Raw genomic sequence first — 16,714 nt, forward strand, 5'->3', positions numbered from 1 at the left:
GTCTAAATTATTTGTAACTGGAAAATATCCATGTCTGATTTCAAAATTGCACCATCAATTCTATCTGCTGACTTTGCGCGTTTGGGCGAAGAAGTTGAAAATGTTTTGGCAGCAGGCGCAGATTATGTGCACTTTGATGTGATGGATAATCACTATGTGCCAAATTTAACGATTGGCCCAATGGTGTGTAGTGCGCTGAGAAAACATGGTATTGAGGCACCAATTGATGTGCATCTGATGGTCAAGCCTGTTGATCGTATTATCGGCGATTTTATTGAAGCCGGTGCCAGCTACATCACTTTCCATCCAGAAGGTTCTGAACATATCGATCGTTCTTTGCAGATGATTAAAGACGGCGGTTGTAAATCAGGTTTGGTTTTCAATCCTGCAACGCCATTAAGCCACTTGGAATATGTAATGGATAAAGTGGATATGGTGCTATTGATGTCTGTGAATCCAGGTTTTGGTGGTCAGAAATTCATTCCAGGTACTTTGGATAAACTGCGTCAGGCTCGCGAGATGATTAATCAAAGCGGGCGTGATATCCGCTTGGAGATCGATGGCGGTGTAGGTATTGGTAATATTCGTGAAATTGCAGAAGCGGGTGCTGATACGTTTGTGGCTGGTTCTGCCATCTTCAATACAGATGACTACGCTGCGACTATCGCTCAGATGAGAGCGGAATTGGCTAAAGCGAAGATTGCTTAATGCAAGAACTGTTTGAGGGGAAAAATCCAAAGCTCGTTTTGTTTGATCTAGATGGTACGCTGGTTCATAGCGTGCCTGATCTGGCTCAGGCAATTGATCGAATGCTTGTCGCCATAGAGAGAGTGCCTGCAGGTATCGACAAAGTTGGTCAGTGGGTAGGTAATGGCGCAGCTGTTTTGGTTCGCCGTTCCTTGGCTGGCGATATGACGGGTGAAGGGGTGGATCAATCTCTGTTTGATAAGGCTTATGAACTTTTTCTTGCGTTTTATGCTGAATCTACTTCTGATCTGAGTGAGTTGTACCCAGGTGTGCTTGAGTGTCTAGAGCAGATGCATGACCGCGGGATTAAGCTCGGCGTAGTCACCAATAAGCCCATTTCGTTTACTCATAGTATGTTGGAAGGCTTTGGAATTAGTGGCTTCTTTGAGGTGATTTTGGGTGGCGATAGTCTATCTGAGCGAAAGCCTCATCCTATGCCTTTGCAAGAAGCTATGAAGCGCTGCGGTGCCGAACCTAAAAATACCTTGATGGTAGGGGATTCAGTGAATGATGTGGCGGCGGCGCGAGCGGCCGGCTGTCCAGTGGTGTGTGTGCCATACGGATACAATCATGGTGAAGATATTGCCCTCTCAAATCCCGATAAGATTGTCGGGCGTTTAGATCATCTCTTTTAAGGGGTTGGGGCTTGTTACATCCAATCCTCGTAAAAAACGATCTTTTATTTAAATAAAATCGATTTTTTATATTTGAAGGCCGGATTTACTCTTGTAGAAGCTCACAGGTCATTCCCCATTTATCAATGGCTTGTACCGCCAAGTCGTTTTTCTGACTTGGCTGATTCTTATCACAGCACTTGTATACCCCGCTTGTCGGGGTTTTTTTTGGTCTATCACTTTTTGTGACGAAGGTTTATGCCTTTTGTGGTTCTTCTGTTTGATTGTATTTCGTGTTGTTCTTTGGGATTAAAAACAGCAAAAGTCCCTAAATAATGTATGAATAGTAGGCGGCGGTAGTTGATTCAAATAAGGTGCTGCTATATCTTTTGGCTATTCATAAATTTAATTAAACCTGCCGTGATGCTATTTGCTACAGCAACCGTGAAAAATAATGCTGAAAACGATCGTCTCCCGTACGTGGGTGAGCGATGGCGATGGCGTGCCTGATTTTTTAATCAGCAGGCACTGTTAGGGTTGGTTTTTGACGCATAGGTAGATCTCGCTGCTTTTCCTTCTAATGCGTTGGTTCATAAAGTTTGTCCCTTCATAAATTTAGTGTCTGCTCAGATCGCCCTTAATATCGTTTTTGGCATTATGAGATAGAGACATGACTCCTGAATTATTTGCGGAATTAGCCGCGCAGAATTACAACCGCATTCCCGTTACACGTGAAGTTTTAGCTGATCTGGATACGCCCTTATCTACCTACAAAAAACTGGCGAATACGGCTTATAGCTACCTTTTAGAATCTGTTGAAGGTGGTGAAAAATGGGGGCGTTACTCCATTATCGGTTTGCCTTGTCGGACGATTTTGAAAGTACATGGCGACAAAATCTCAATTACAGAGGACGGTAAGGTTATAGAAGAGCTGGAGATGTCTGATCCTTTGGATTTTGTAGAGACATTTCAAGCACGCTACCGTGTGCCGCAGTTAGAGGGGATGCCGCGTTTTAATGGCGGTCTGGTCGGGTACTTTGGTTATGATTGCGTACGTTATGTTGAAAAACGCTTAAAGGATAGCTGCCCTGAAGACCTGTTGGGTACACCTGATATTTTGTTGATGGTGTCTGATGAGGTTGTTGTGTTTGATAACCTTGCAGGTAAGTTGATCTTGATCTCACATGCTGATCCAGCTGAAGATAAAGCTTATGAGAAAGCGCAGGCGCGTCTTGATCAGTTGGTAGAGAAACTTCATACAGCTACGCCTTATGAAGCTACTCCAGCTGAGCAGCAGCGTGAAGTATCGGAAGCAGAATTTAAGTCGAGCTATGGTGAACAGGCCTTTAAAGATTCTGTGGATAAAATCAAAGAATACGTTCTTGATGGTGATATCATGCAATGTGTCATTTCTCAGCGCATGTCGATTCCTTTTAAAAGCAAACCGTTAGATCTATACCGAGCGCTACGCTGCCTTAATCCTTCCCCTTACATGTATGTTCTCAATCTTGATGATTTTCATGTGGTTGGTTCCTCTCCTGAAATATTGGCGCGTGTGGAAGATAATCAGGTGAGTGTTCGTCCGATCGCTGGTACACGTAAGCGTGGTCTTACACCTGAAGAAGATCTGGCTATGGAACAAGAATTGCTTGCTGATCCAAAGGAGATCGCTGAGCACTTGATGTTGATAGATCTTGGGCGCAACGATGTTGGTCGTGTAGCTGAAATAGGTGGTGTTGAACTCACCGATAAAATGGTTATAGAGCGTTATTCACATGTAATGCACATTGTGTCGAATGTGAACGGTAAACTGAAACCTGATGTTTCTGCTATGGATGTGCTGCGTGCAACTTTACCGGCCGGTACTTTAAGTGGTGCACCGAAAGTGCGCGCGATGGAGATTATCGACGAGATGGAACCTGTGAAACGCGGTGTTTATGGTGGTGCGGTAGGTTACCTATCTTGGAATGGGAATATGGATACAGCGATCGCAATTCGCACGGCTGTTATCAAAGATGACGTTCTGCATATTCAAGCAGGTGCAGGTGTTGTGGCTGATTCTGTACCGCGTTTGGAGTGGAAAGAAACCATGAATAAGGGGCGTGCAGTCTTCAGTGCGGTTGCTATGGTTGAGCGAGGCTTGGATAACTTGTAACAAAATATAGTTACTATTAGGGCGCTTGGTCGGTTTTCTTGTGTTTTTTTGGGAATAGTGTAAATATCCGGCCTGCAAAAAATTATAAATTTCAAACGCTTGTTTATGCTGGCTTTGTAGCTCTTGCTTTTCGGCTTTTCTAGGGATGAATTGAATCATGGCTGATTTTAAGAAAATTGTGTATTCGCCTGCGGGTTGTGATGATGCAACTCTTGCAATTTCTGCTTGTAGATCCGGTGGTATAGGCATTCTCAATGCTGAATTAAGTGCTGATTCAAGTGCTTTGATTGGGCAGTTAGCCATTTTAGCTAAGCAAGCAGGTTCCAGTTTTGGTCTTAAATTAGATTGTGCCGATAAAGAGGTACTTCAGGCGGCTAAATCTTATATCGATCATGGTCTTGAATGGCTTATTTTAGACGTTGATCTCCTTTCTTTAGTTGATGCTGAGTTATTCCGTAAAGCCGGAGTGACTGTCCTAGCCGAAACTTCTGGTTTTTATGATACTGAATGCAATTTAGAAAATACTGTTGATGGTGTTGTTCTAAAAGGTAATGAAGCGGGGGGTGTTGTAGGGGAAAGTAGTAGTTTTATTCTTCTGCAAAAATGGCTAGGCAAAACTGAGCTCCCTCTTTATGTTCGAGGAGGTATGACACCGCAAGTTGCAGCTGCTTGTAATGCTGTAGGTGTTGCTGGTGGGGTGTTTGATAGCCAGTTGCTGCTTCTGAATGATTCGCCCTTTACTCATCTTTCTTCACTATTATCTTCCCTCTCGGGAAATGAAACAGTTGCTGTTGGTAATGAAGAGATTGGCTCTTATTGTCGAGTTCTCATTCGACCGGGTTTTAGTACCGCCAGCCGTTTCCAAACAGAGTTTTCAGAAAATGCCGTAGATTTTAGGTCCGAGGTCAAAGGTCGCATTAACTGGGTCCAACCGCAAAAAGGTCTTTTGCCTATCGGTCAAGATATCTGTTTTGCCGGTGTGTGGAGGCAGAAATACTCTAGTGTAGCTGAAGTGTTTGAGGCAATTGATTACGCGGTTTCGGAATCACTAAGGACTGCCGTAAGTCAATCTCCGGTGTCGGAAGGTTCTTCAATGGCTCAGTCATTGGGGGTTCGGTTGCCTGTTGTGCAAGGGCCAATGACTCGTGTATCTGATAGCGCTGAATTTGCTGGCGCTGTATCTGATGGTGGTGGTCTGCCAATGCTGGCTTTTGCTCTGTTAAAAGGGAAAAGCTTAGATGATTTGCTCGCGAAAACAGCAGCAAGATTAGATGGCAAACCTTGGGGTATTGGATTGTTGGGGTTTGCACCGCAATCATTGCTAGATGAGCAAATTGAAAAGGCTAGAGGTTATAAGCCAAGTTACGCGATCATTGCTGGAGGGCGCCCAGATCAAGCAGTGAAAATGGAAAAGGAAGGTATTAAATCTTTCCTTCATGTGCCTTCATCAAATTTAATTCCATTGTTTCTTCGTGAAGGCGCAAGGCGCTTTATTTTTGAAGGGCGAGAGTGTGGTGGTCATGTCGGGCCGTTAAGTAGTTTTGTGCTGTGGAGCACAATGGTCCATCAACTTTTGCAAAGTATTGAGGAAGATGGGCTTTCAGGTGATCAAATAAATGTTTTGTTTGCTGGAGGCATTCACGACGCAGTATCTTCTGCAATGGTGCAAGTTTTAGCAGCTCCTTTGCTAGAAAAGGGAGTTAATCTTGGCATATTGATGGGTAGCGGTTACCTGTTTACCAAAGAAATTGTTGATGCCGGAGCTATTGTCCCGCGTTTCCAGCAAGAGGTCGTTGATTGCGATAGAACTGTGAACTTGGAGTCAGGCCCAGGTCACGCTAGTCGATGCGCGTATACGCCATTTGCTAAAGCGTTTTTCGATAAGCGTCGGGAAATGAGGCAAGAAAATATACCTGTAGATCAAAGTCGAGAAGTCCTCGATGACTTGATTATGGGGCGCCTTCGTATGGCCTCTAAGGGATGTGCGCGACTAGGAGAAAAAGGTGAGCTTACTAACCTAAGTGAGAAACAGCAGCATGAAGATGGAATGTACATGCTGGGTCAAGTGGCTACTTTACGCTCAAAAATCACAGATGTTGCTTCGTTGCATGATGAGGTTACTTTAGGTGCAGCTGCAATCTTGAAACAGCAGTTGTTGAATCAAGCGGATGTTGCTGTTTCTGACGATGAGGCAGTTGATGTTGCGATAGTCGGTATATCTGGGCTATTACCTCAAGCAAATTCGACACAGGAATATTGGGAAAATATTCTTGCAAAGGTCGATGCAATTACAGAAATTCCTTCTCATCGTTGGGACTGGCGATTGTACTTTGATGACGATCGTCACAGTAAAGATAAAATTTATTCCCGCTGGGGTGGCTTTATTGACGACTTGGATTTCGATCCAACCCAATACGGTATGCCTCCCAAATCAGTTGAAGCTGTCGATCCTATGCAGCTTATGGCATTAGAAGTCGCTTCGCGGACTTTGGACGATGCAGGCTATGCCGAGAGAGCTTTTGATCGTGAAAAAGCCTCGGTGATCATTGGTGCTAGTGGTGGTGCCGGTGACGTAGGTATGCAATATGGACTTCGCGCTGAATTACCTCGTTTCCAAGGAGATCTGCCAGAGGGCATAGCTGATCGCTTGCCTGAATGGACAGAAGATTCTTTTGCGGGGATTTTGCTGAACGTGATGGCGGGGCGTATAGCGAATAGACTTAACTTTGGTGGTGTTAACTTTACTACTGATGCAGCCTGCGCCTCTTCACTAGCTGCTATTTATCAAGGTGTGTCTGAGCTTATTGCGGGTCGCAGTAAACTTGTGATTGCTGGTGGTGTAGATACTGTACAGGGGCCGTTCGGCTATCTGTGTTTTAGTAAAACGCAGGCTTTATCACCTCGTGGTCGTTGTAATACATTCGATGTTTCTGGTGACGGTATCGTTATCTCAGAAGGTATAGCGATGATCGCTATGAAGCGTCTCGAGGATGCTGAAAGAGATGGTGATCGAATTTATGCTGTTATCAAAGGTGTGGGCGGAAGTAGTGATGGTAAGGCTAAGGGATTAACGGCACCTCTTCCAGCTGGTCAGCTTCGGGCAATGAGACGTGCATATAAACAAGCCGGCTTTGGCCCTGAGACTGTTGGTTTATTTGAAGCTCATGGCACGGGTACTGTAGCGGGAGATACAGCAGAACTAGAAAGTACAACTCGTTTGGTTAAAGAGGCTGGTGGCCAACCTCGTCAAGCAGTAGTTGGTTCGGTCAAAACTATGATCGGCCATACAAAGGCTACGGCTGGTGTTGCCGGTCTTATTAAAGCAGCCTTAGCTTTGCATCATAAAGTCCTTCCTCCACATTACGGTGTTCAAACACCAAACAAGGTGTTGGCTGATACTGAATGCCCACTGTACTTGTTAGATGAGGCCCAGCCATGGTTAGAAGGGGATCTTCCTCGAAGGGCAGCTTGTAGTGCGTTTGGATTTGGTGGCACTAACTTCCATGTAGTTATGGAAGAATACCAGCGAGAGTATCGGCCTTGGTTGAAGAAAGCCACTATGCAAAACTGGCCTTCAGAATTATTCGTCTGGAGTGCGGATGATAATGATGGTTTGGCAGATCAATTGGGTCGCTTATTACAGCAATTAGATCCAATAGCTGATTTAGAATTTAGAAATTTAGCCTACAGTTTGCTTAAAAAGGCTCGTGTTAATAAGCCTGCACTAATTACATTGATAGCGACTGATACAGTCGAGCTAATAGATAAGCTGACAGCGTCGCTTGATTATTTAAAAGGGCAAAGCTCTTCTCTTCCTTCTGGTGTTTATTGTAAAAATGCCGATGTTGAAAGTGGTAAGTTGGCTGTTTTGTTCTCAGGTCAAGGTTCTCAATATATCGACATGGGCCGCGAGCTGGCTTTTGCCTTCCCAGCTGTAGCAAAAATGCTTGAACAAGCAGATGACAGTTTTGCGTCGAATAATGAAGGGCGATTCGAGAATAATCCAAGTTTAAGTCAATTTGTCTTTTCTCGTGGTGCTTACTCTGCTGAAGAGAAGAAAGCTGCACAAAAAACACTAACTCGTACCGATGTTGCCCAGCCTGCTTTGGGGGCGATAGAAGCGGGTTTGTGGAAAGTTTTGTCTTCGTTGGGTGTGAATGCGGATATGTTAGCGGGCCATAGTTATGGCGAGTTTGTTGCGCTTCATGCTGCTAATGCTTTTGATTTTGATACTTTGATTGAACTGTCATCAGCGCGTGGCCGTTTCATCGTTGATAAGGCCGCAGAGGCAGGTAGTGAACTTGGCTCTATGGCCGCAGTAAGAGCTGTCAGGGAAAAAGTAGAGTCCCTAATTGCAGGTCTTTCTGATGTTATTGTTGCGAATCACAACGCGCCTGAACAATGCATTATATCTGGTTCAGAAAAAGGTATAGCTGCAGCGCTAGAAGTCTTTTCTAAAGAAGGTATAACTGCTACTTCAATTCCTGTTGCTGCAGCTTTTCATTCAGAGTTCGTGAAGCCTGCTCAAGCTGATCTAGCTGCTGTGATAAAAACCGTATCTTGGAATGCTCCTGAAATTGATGTTTATTCGAATGAGACAGGTAAAAAACATCCAGCTGCGGTTGATACTTTAAAACAGTCAATGGCAGAGCACCTTGTTAAGCCAGTGGAGTTTGTTTCCCAAATTGATCAGATGTATCAGGATGGCGCTCGTGTTTTCTTAGAGGTTGGACCGAAATCTGTCCTATCAGGTCTTACGAAACAAATCTTAGGTGATAAGCCTCATTCCAGTATTGCTGTTGATGGTAATGGTGGTGGCATTGCCGGGTTGCTTCATGCTTTAGCACAGTTGTTGTGCTCCGGTGTGCATGTTGATTTGATGCCTCTCTATGCCGGACGAGATTGCGACTATAAAGAGCCAACTAATTTAACCAATTTTGTTGTCGAAAAGGTTAAAAGCAAACACTCATGGCTTTTAAATGGTAGTGGTGCCAGAAAAGCTGGAGAGCCAGTAAAACAGATAGGTTTGACTTTAGAGCAAGCTGAGCAAGTAAAGCAAAACTCTGAAAATGTTGAGAAAAATACAGCACTTGTAGAATCTTCCCAGACATCGAATCAACAAATCGTAGCTAGTTATTCGGTGCCAAATCGTAGAAAACGTAAGGAGCGTAAGATGGAAGGACGTAGGCCAGCACCTCAAGGGGGTGCTTCAACTGTAATGACAGAATATTTTGACATGATGAGGCAATTTCTTGAAAGCCAAGAGTCAGTAATGTCAATGTACTTGGATGGCACTCCAAATGCGAAAGCCCCAGAACTGCGCCGTCCAAATCAAACTATGGCTGCTCCAACAGTTGCACAGCCGCGTATGGCTATGCCAGTAGAGCCTGTCAAATCATCTGTGCCTGAACCAGCTCCTACAGCAGCGGCGCCTCAAGCACCAACAATTGCTCCTACCCCTCAAGTAGAGGTTGCACCCGCTGTAGAAACAGCAGCTTCTTCTAACGAAACTGAGTCTCAATCTGAGAGTGTTACACGCGATCAGATGACCTCTATCTTACTTTCGATAGTGGAAGACAAAACTGGCTACCCAAGCGACATGGTGGGTTTGGATCAAAAGCTTGAAGCTGATCTAGGTATCGATTCTATAAAACGAATTGAAATTGTAGGTGCTTTATTAAACGAGCTACCAGCTGCATACGGTGATGCTTTAGGCGAAGATCGTGGCGCGTTAAATACACAAGCAACTTTGACTGGCATGTTGGATCTGCTGGGTGAATTGTCTCTAGCTGAGTCTGTAAACCCTTTTGATCAAGCCGGAGTGGAAAATAAAACTGAGTCATCACAGGTGAACTCTGATCTTCCATTCCGGCATGTAATACAGTCTGTCGCATCTGCAATCGATAGTCGTGCTAAGCAATCCTTAAATTGCGGGCATTATGTACTTACGGAAGATGAAAAAGGTGTTGCCAAAATACTGGCTAAACGATTAGAAAGTAAAGGTAGCTCAGTAACCATTATTCCTAAAGGGTTGTTAACTGATGAAGTGGCCCTTGAGCAATTCTGTGCTTCTCTTAAAACTGAAGTCCCAGAAATAGTTGGTTGTATTCACCTTGCTCAACTAGGCACTGAAACGGGTTTAGAGAAGCTTTCCGCTGATCAATTCAAAGTAGTGCTAAATGCTACTGAGAAATCTTATTTTCTTATCCTGAAATATTTACAAAGTGCTTTGTTTGAGGCTGCTCATATAGTCGCTGCAAGTGGTCTTGGCGGTCTTTACGGTCGAGATGGTGGTGCTAACGGGCTTAGCCTACAGGCAGGTTTTGTAGGCTTCTTAAAGTCTCTGTATGAAGAGCAGCCTAGACTTCGTGTCAAAGCGCTAGATCTAGATTTAAGACAGTCTGATGATGACTTATGTGATCAGTTATTAGGTGAAATGGCTGTTGTTGGTGGTCGTCAGGAAGTCGGCTATCCAAATGGTCTGCGAACTATTTTTAAAACGGTTGCTGCTGATCCTACTGAAGAAGAACTTCTAACTTTCGATAAGCCTGTAGTGCTTGCTACAGGTGGGGTGCGAGGCATTACTGCTGAGGTGCTACGTAAACTTGCTCAGCCTGGTTCTACTCTATTGTTAACTGGTAGAAGTGCTTTGCCTGCTGTCGAAACTGCGGAGGTTATGGCTTTAAAAACTGAGGCAGAATTAAGGCAGTACTTTATCGCTCAAGTTAGAGATGGAAAATTATCTCTTACGCCTGCGGAAATGCAAAAGAAGGTTCAGGGTGTTATTGCCGCCAGAGAGATGCGAAGTAATATTCAGGACTTTAAGCAAAATGGTGCCAAGGTTGAGTATTTTGCAGTAGATGTCACTGATGAAACTGCAATGAAAGGCTTGTTGGCAACTATCTACGATAAGTTTGGGAAGATAGATGGCGTTGTTCATGGGGCCGGAATTATCGAAGATAAGTTGCTAAAGGATAAAACTAGTGAAAGTTGGTCTCGAGTTGTAGAAACGAAAGTTCTCGGGCTTTTTAATTTACAGAAATATTTACAGCCAGAGTCATTAAAGTTCCTTACTGTATTTAGTTCTGTTGCGGGACGTTATGGTAATAGTGGGCAGATTGATTACTCTACTGCTAACGAATTACTTAACAGAATGTGTTGCCAACTTAATCAACTTTGGGGATCAAAGGTTTCGATTAGCTCCCTTTGTTGGGGACCTTGGGGTGCGACTAAGTTCGGTGCTGGTATGGTTACAGCTGAAACCGAAGCTAAATTTGCTGAGAAAGGCGTTTCACTTGTTACAGCTGAATCTGGAAGTGAGTTCTTCAGAGTTCAAGTATCTATGCCTGCCAGTAATAATATTGAGGTTGTTGGTGGTGTCGGCCCTTGGGAAAAGCACGAGGCAGAGATCGGTGCTTTCGAGTTAGTCGTTCCTGAATCAAAGGATAATCTTGGCGCTTTACTAGAAAGTGCTCATTCTCAAGCTACTCAGAAAGGCGAGCAAATTGTCGAATTTTCCCTAAGTGAAAATCACGCTTATCTTCGAGAACACTGTATAGATGACATTCCAGTTCTCCCTGCAGCTGCAGCTTTGGAAATGATGTCTGAAGCAGCGACAGCATTGTGGGAAGGGTGGCATGTTGTTGAGGCTCGAGACAGTAGATTATTGAAAGGCCTGCAATTAGAAGATATTAACCAGCAGTTACTGATCGTCATTAATCCGCCTCCATATGGTAATAGTGATGGCTTTGATGTGGTTGCTACGTTGCAATCAAAGGCTGAAAAAGGACCAAATCGTATTCATTACCGAGCGACTCTGCGCTTAGAGCAGGAGATTCCTCAAGGCTTCGAATACGAACCACAAGTTCATAATCAAAAACAGCTGACAACTAAGCAAGCTTATAATGAGTGGCTGTTTCATGGTCCTTGTTTCCAAGTAATCAAATCTATTGAAGGTATGTCTGAAAAGGGTGCTTCAGCAGAAGTGCATACGACAAACCCACATCAATGGATGCAGCAAGCGACGAATAATGCTTGGGTTTTCGACCCTGCAATGACCGATGCAGCGGCTCAGATGGCTCTTTTGTGGGCGCGAGCTTTCAATGATCAATCCGCACTTCCAGCTAGATTCGGTCGTGTAGCCAAGTACCAAGCAGAATTGCCAAGCAGACTGACAATGCATTTTGAGCTAAATGAAGCTGCAGAGCAGCATTTGGTCCATGCAAATGTCTATTTTGTAAATGAAGATAATCAGGTTGTTTTACTGGTTGAAGACTTAGAGTGCATATCTAGCCCAGAATTGAACCGCCTTGGCGGTACAGCAAAGTTCGCTAGTTAGTCTAGGTATAAAGGAATTATTTGTGACTGAAAGGAATACTGCGGGTAAAGAGCCTATTGCCATTATCGGTATGGCTTGTGTGTATCCCGAAGCTGCCGATTTAAAAGCATTTTGGACTAATATTCTTGAGTGTGTAGATGCCATAGGTGAGCCGCAAGCGTCTTGGGAAGCCGAACGCTACCTTGAATCAGGGCGAATTAGCACACCATATGGTGGCTATCTCAAGGATTTATTTCAGTTCGACCCGCGTGAATTCGGTATTATGCCTACCTCTGTGGATGGTGGTGAACCGGATCAATTTATAGCTTTAAGGGTTGCCAGAGATGCTTTAAAAGATGCAGGTTATCTAGATGATAATTACGATCATACTGATACTGGTATCGTATTAGGTCACAGTACTTACCTTCATCGTGGTCAGGGTAATCACATTCAGCATCATATTATTTTAGATCAGACGCTGGAGTTGATAGAAACGGTTGCGCCTTCCTTAAGTTCTGAACAGTTAGGCGAAGTGCGTGAGCTTCTAAAAGCTAAATTGCCCCCTTCAAATGCTGATATAGCGCCAGGTTTGGTCCCAAATGTAATGACTGGCCGAATTGCCAATCGTTTAAACCTAAAAGGTCCTAATTACATCCTTGATGCAGCCTGCTCCTCTTCATTGCTAGCAGTGGGTGCTGCCATTGATGAACTACGTAATGGGCGTAGTAAAATGATGATCGCTGGTGGTGTTAATGCATCTTTACCTGCTGATGTATCAGTTATTTTTACTCAATTAGGCGCATTAAGTAAAAGAGGGAAAGTCAGACCTTTCGAAAAGGGAAGTGATGGCACTTTACTTGGGGAAGGGCTTGGCACAGTCGTATTAAAACGGTTATCTGATGCTCAAACAGATGGTGACCGTATCTATGCGGTAATTAGAGGAATCGGTCAGGCCAGCGATGGCAAAGGGCATGGGTTGTTAGCTCCGAGTGTGGAGGGTGAGGCGCTAGCTATTCAGCGAGCATATGATGATAGTGGTGTTGACCCTTCGACGATCGGTCTTATAGAGGCGCATGGAACAGGAATCCCGCTTGGGGATCAAACGGAGATAGCGGCGCTAAAAACATTGCTAGGTGACCGGCGAGCTGATCAAGGAAGTGTGGCACTGGGCTCAGTAAAATCAATGATTAGCCATTGTATCCCAGCGGCTGGTATTGCAGGCTTAATCAAAACATCTCTAGCTTTGCATCACAAGATTTTGCCTCCAACGTTATGTGAAGAGGTAAATCCTGAGCTAGGTATCGAAAAAACGCCTTTATACGTTAATACCACAGTGAGACCTTGGCTTACCTCTCCAAATTCTCCTAGACGTGCTGGTGTTAACTCGTTCGGTTTTGGTGGTATAAATACTCACGCCATTCTAGAAGAAGCTCCTGTAAACGCTACAACGCCTAAGCTGTTTAGTAACTGGCCAAGTGAGCTTTTTGTTTTTTCTGCAAATACTCGTGAAGAGCTAATTGCTAAATTGGAAAGGGTTCACACGACCTTAAGTTACGAGCATTATTCTCTTTCTGATATTGCGAATACACTTTTTCAGCAGGACGCAGCTGAAAAAATGAGATTGTGTATAACTAGTAAAGATGCAACTGATTTAGATAAGAAGTTATCTCAAGCCATTAAACGATTAGGTAAAGCTAAAGAGCGTTGGTCTACCAGAAATGGGATTGTATTCAGTGCTGATCCAATTGAAGGCAAGCTTGCTTTTATTTTCCCTGGTGAGGGATCGCAGTATCTGAGTATGCTTGAGGAACTTGCTCTATTTTTCCCTGAAGTCCGTGCCTGGTTTGATTTTTGGAGGGGCTTATACCCTGATACTCCAGGCAATACGCGTACAGATATAGTATTTCCTCCTTCAAGCGAGCTAACCAAAGAACGCCAAAGTCAGTTAGAAACCCGACTCCATGATATGGACGTTGGGTCCGAAGCTGTTTTTGTGGGCGGGCAAGCTATGAATGCTTTGCTACAGGCATTTGCTGTTAAACCAGATGTAATGTTGGGGCATAGCTCTGGTGAGTCCTCTGCTCTTGTTGCTTCTGGAGCGATGGCTAACAACGATTTAGCTTTATTAGCTGATTTTATCAGGGAGCTGAACAGTGTATATAAATCAGTTCTCGAAGAAGGTGGAATTAAGACCGGCGTTCTACTAACCGTCGGTGCCTTGTCGCAGGAAGTTATTGAAGTAAAAATAGCTGAGCAGCAAGAAAAAGTTTATGTTGCGATGGATAATTGTTCGAACCAAAAAGTCTTGTTTGGGTCTGAGTTAGCTATTACAAACTTACAAAAGAGTTTGAGTGATGAGGGCGGTATTTGTATCCCGCTGCCATTTGACCGAGGTTATCATACTCCAGCTTTCGCTTCTGTTAGTGAGGCGTTCTTAAAATATTACGCTCAGATAGACCTTTCTGCTCCTGATCTCCCGCTATATTCTTGTGCGTCGGCCGGAACTTTTCCTTCTGATAAAGAAGAGGTTCAGGCGCTTGCTGCTCGTCAGTGGTCAGAAACTGTCCGGTTCTCTGAAACAATTCAGGCTATGCACAATGATGATGTACGTTTCTTTGTCGAGGTAGGTCCATCAGGCAATCTGACATCATTTGTTAATGATGTATTAGTCGGGCAAGAGCACTTGTCGATTGCTAGTGATGTTCGTAAGAAAAGTAGCTTAGAACAAGTACAGAATTTATTCGCGCAGCTTTATATCAATAAGAAAACGGTAGACCTTTCTAAACTATTCTCTGATCGTGATCTCAATCTAATCGATTTAGAACAGCCTCCAATAGCGCAAAATAAAGGCATGGTACTATCAAACACTATGCCGGTATTACACCTTAACGATGAAGATAAACAGCGTTTAAGGGATTTAATGCCACAGCCTCTTCAGGCTAATCGCGATGCGACAAATAAGGTTAAGGAGGACGTATCACTTGACCTCAGGGGTGCCCAGCCTGATCCAATAGCTGAAGTTAAACAAGATAAGGTTCAAGAGCCGACGGCGATATCGCCAATCGAACATCAAGAAGCATCCAATATCAGTGTGCCTGAAGAGAGTGCATTGGTGATGAGTGAATATTTTGGCTTAATGCGTGATTTTATTTCGAGCCAAGAAAAGGTTGTAAGTTCTGCCGTGGAGCATTCGCCAGACACGTTAGACTATGAAAGCGATAACACTGAAAACGAGTATCCTTTCATAACGGATGTCTTGGAAAATAATGGTACAAGTTTGGTGGCATCATGCTACCTAAATGTTTATGAAGATAGGTTCTTGCAGGATCATATTCTCTCAGGCGATGTGTCCAAGGATGATCCCGAACTGTTCGGCCTTTCGTGTGTTCCGCTAATGGTCAGCGTTGAAATTATGGCTGAAGCGGTAGCTCTGTTAGCAGGTAATCGAAACATTAGAGTAATTGAAAATGTAAAAGCTAATGATTGGATTGCTTTAGATTTTCGTGAGGAGACCCTGCATGTCACCTCCCAATTGATTGATGCTGAGAAAAATAGATTTAGAGCCGAGGTTTATAACCAGAATAGTTTGGTTATTAGTGCTGAGTTCGCTTTCGATGACCTGATTGTGCAACAAAGCCTAGCTCCTTTATCGAGCCCTAAGTTATATCGTTGGCCTGATAACGAACTTTATAGTACAGGTATGTTCCATGGACCAATATTCCAGAGTATCCAGGGTATTTCAGGATGGAATGAGGAAGGTATAGACGCAAATCTTTCACCTGTTTCTTTGAATGGCTTCTTCCTCGACCAAGAAAAAGCTGATTTGGTTTTAAACCCTGTATTGCTGGATGCATTAGGGCAATTAGCTGCGTATTGGATCGCTCAACAAGTTGGCACTGATTTCAATAGTTTCCCTTCGGGGATTGGGCGTGTAGAAATTTTCAAAGATTGCCCAAATGATATTGAAAATCTGAGATTGCTAGGGCGTCAAAAACCACTTGATTCAAATGCTAGTGGGGTAGATGCTCCAAGATCTTGGCAGTTTGATTGTATCGATCAATCTGGGCAGCTACTGCTCAGGGCTACAGATCTCGTGAATATTTTCTTTCCTGTACCTCATGAATTTTATCAGGTTCGCAGAGCGCCTCTGAATGGTTGGTTAGGTAATGGTTCAGTAGCAGATGAAGGTGATGTGTTGTTATGGCAGGTTCCGCATTTAGACGAGGGCTTCTGTTCCCAGTCTGGTGGAATTTTTATGCGAATCTTAGCTCATGCTTTACTTAGTTATGAAGAGCTTCTGCAATGGAACAACTTATCCGGGAATTTGAAATTTAAGCGTGAATGGCTGCTTGGTCGAGCTTGTATCAAAGAGGCTGTAAGACAATGGGTATTCCAAACGCGAGGGGAGCAGCTATATCCTGCTGATATTGTTGTTCAACATAATGAGTTAGGTGCACCTTATGTGACAGGGTGGTGGAATTCAGGGAGTGATCACGCATTACAGGTGTCTTTAAGTCATGATAAAGCGTGTTCGATAGCGGCGGTATCCGATCGAGTTGCTTCTCTAGGTGTCGATCGTGAATACATAGTTGAAGGCAAGGATTACTCATTTTTAGAGGCTGCTTTTCATGCTGAAGAGCAAACGTTATTGAATGCAGTCACAGCTAATGAAAAGCAGGAAATAGCCTTAAAGATCTGGTGTGCTAAGGAAGCGGCTGCAAAATTTTTAAAAATTGGTTTGCAAGGGGCTCCGGAGCAATTCGTAGTGAAGTTTGTAAATAATAATTACGACTTAGCTCAAGTGCGTTACAACGATCAGTTGATTCAGGTAAGTGTAGTGAATGAAAGCCAAGTTATTATGGCTTTAGCTACATGAACATA

The 16,714-nt window shown here is 43.8% G+C and carries 5 protein-coding genes; all 5 read left to right on the forward strand.

Annotated features, from left to right (window positions below; all coding sequences use genetic code 11):
• Positions 1–30 precede the first annotated feature (30 nt).
• The 5 genes from rpe (at position 31) to ACMXYP_RS02900 (ending at position 16,709) form a co-directional block, all read left to right on the forward strand.
• Positions 31–708, forward strand: coding sequence for a ribulose-phosphate 3-epimerase (gene rpe, locus ACMXYP_RS02880; RefSeq protein WP_415883506.1), 678 nt, complete (start codon positions 31–33; stop codon positions 706–708).
• Positions 708–1,382, forward strand: coding sequence for a phosphoglycolate phosphatase (locus tag ACMXYP_RS02885; protein WP_415883507.1), 675 nt, complete (start codon positions 708–710; stop codon positions 1,380–1,382). Before rpe ends, ACMXYP_RS02885 begins: the two co-directional genes overlap by 1 nt.
• A 649-nt stretch (positions 1,383–2,031) precedes the next feature.
• The gene (trpE, locus tag ACMXYP_RS02890; RefSeq protein ID WP_415883508.1) at positions 2,032–3,516 is read left to right on the forward strand and encodes an anthranilate synthase component I; all 1,485 of its coding nucleotides are present in this window, start codon (positions 2,032–2,034) and stop codon (positions 3,514–3,516) included.
• Between the two features lie 157 nt (positions 3,517–3,673).
• Positions 3,674–11,854, forward strand: a complete 8,181-nt coding sequence (locus ACMXYP_RS02895; protein WP_415883509.1) for an SDR family NAD(P)-dependent oxidoreductase — start codon at positions 3,674–3,676, stop codon at positions 11,852–11,854.
• Between the two features lie 22 nt (positions 11,855–11,876).
• The gene (locus ACMXYP_RS02900) at positions 11,877–16,709 is read left to right on the forward strand and encodes a beta-ketoacyl synthase N-terminal-like domain-containing protein (RefSeq protein WP_415883510.1); all 4,833 of its coding nucleotides are present in this window, start codon (positions 11,877–11,879) and stop codon (positions 16,707–16,709) included.
• The last annotated feature ends 5 nt before the right edge of the window (positions 16,710–16,714 follow it).

The sequence above is a fragment of the Neptuniibacter sp. QD34_54 genome, assembly GCF_047778055.1.
Taxonomy (GTDB): Bacteria; Pseudomonadota; Gammaproteobacteria; order Pseudomonadales; family Balneatricaceae; genus Neptuniibacter.